The sequence below is a fragment of the Oribacterium sp. NK2B42 genome (assembly GCF_000424445.1).
Taxonomy (GTDB): Bacteria; Bacillota; Clostridia; order Lachnospirales; family Lachnospiraceae; genus Oribacterium.
Genome location: NZ_AUJX01000102.1, coordinates 1 through 1,258 on the forward strand (window position 1 = coordinate 1; position 1,258 = coordinate 1,258).

The 1,258-nt window shown below is 44.6% G+C and carries 1 protein-coding gene; it reads right to left on the minus strand.

Annotated features, from left to right (window positions below; genetic code table 11):
* Window positions 1-1,010, minus strand: a 1,010-nt coding sequence (locus G625_RS0114680; RefSeq protein ID WP_029201689.1) for an ABC transporter substrate-binding protein, incomplete at its 3' end; no start/stop codon positions are given.
* Window positions 1,011-1,258 lie beyond the last annotated feature (248 nt).

Genomic DNA, 1,258 nt, shown 5'->3' on the forward strand with positions numbered 1-1,258 from the left:
CCGTACTTTGCAACAAGCTCCGATGTACCTTCGATGTCTTCATTGGCCTTTTCGGTGCTTAACTTGTGATCCTCGATGAAGGCCTCCACTTTGTCAGCATTGGCTAAAAGAAAATCGTTGCGAACAACTGTAACTCCGGTGAGGAGTTTTGATTCAGGTGAAACTGCATCCCACTCATCTGTAAGAGAGAAAGCAACCTTAAGCTGATCATTCTGGGCAATCGCTACAGTCACAAAGGGCTGAGGAAGAACTGCGATCAGGTTAGGGTCATTCTGAAGTAGGGCTGCAATCTCAGTTGCTTCAGACTTGAACTCAAGAGTGCAGTCTGTTACTTCATTTTTATCAAGAAGGTAGTTGATTGCATACTCAGGTGTTGCACCCTGGCCTGTGGAAAGAAGTGTCTTTCCGGAAAGATCCTTAACTGACTTGATGCTGTCATCTGCTGTAACACAGTAAAGGACGCCAAGTGTGTTTATATCTATAACACTGACTCCCTGCTCTGTTTTGTTGTAAGCAATGGCTGCAAGGTTTGCAGGTATAAGTGCGATATCAAGTTCTCCCTTCACAAGCTTACCGAGGATAACATCCGGCTGCGTCTGCATCTCGAAGAGATAACCGCTCTTTTCACCGTTCTCAACCTCATTCATGAGATTTACAAGCCCCATAGTAGTAGGTCCCTTGAGAGAACCAATTCTTACTGCTCCTTCAGAGGTGTCTCCGAATGCTTCTGTCTCGGCTGTCTCGCCTGAAGCTGAGGCCTCCCCTTCCTTTGATTCTTCGTCTGCTTTCTTTTCCTGTGTGCTTTCAGCTGCTGCCTCAGTTGCTGCTTCTGTCTCAGTCCTGCTCTCTTCTGATGTTTCGGCAACAGCTTCTGTCGAAGCCTCGGTTACTGCTTCTGCTGCTGTTGCAGCAGCTTCAGTTGTCTCTGTTTTTGAACTTCCGCAGCCCACAAGTACAGATCCGGCAAGCACTGCTGCCGCTACAAGCCTTACTAATTTGTTCTTTTTCATAATTTCCTCCTCATCTATTAACGCTGTTTTTGAGCCTTAATATCTGACACATAGATGCACATCTATCCGACTCTATAAACGCATGTTTTTCATCGTTTATCTCTTACATACTGATGCAGATCTATCCGGCTCACTAAAAAAATACCGTGTATTAAAGCCAGGAACCATACCCATTCTTCAATATCACAGATACTCTTTCCAATTACTGTCTCATTATATTTCATAGCTTATACGCTATCAAGTTTTTC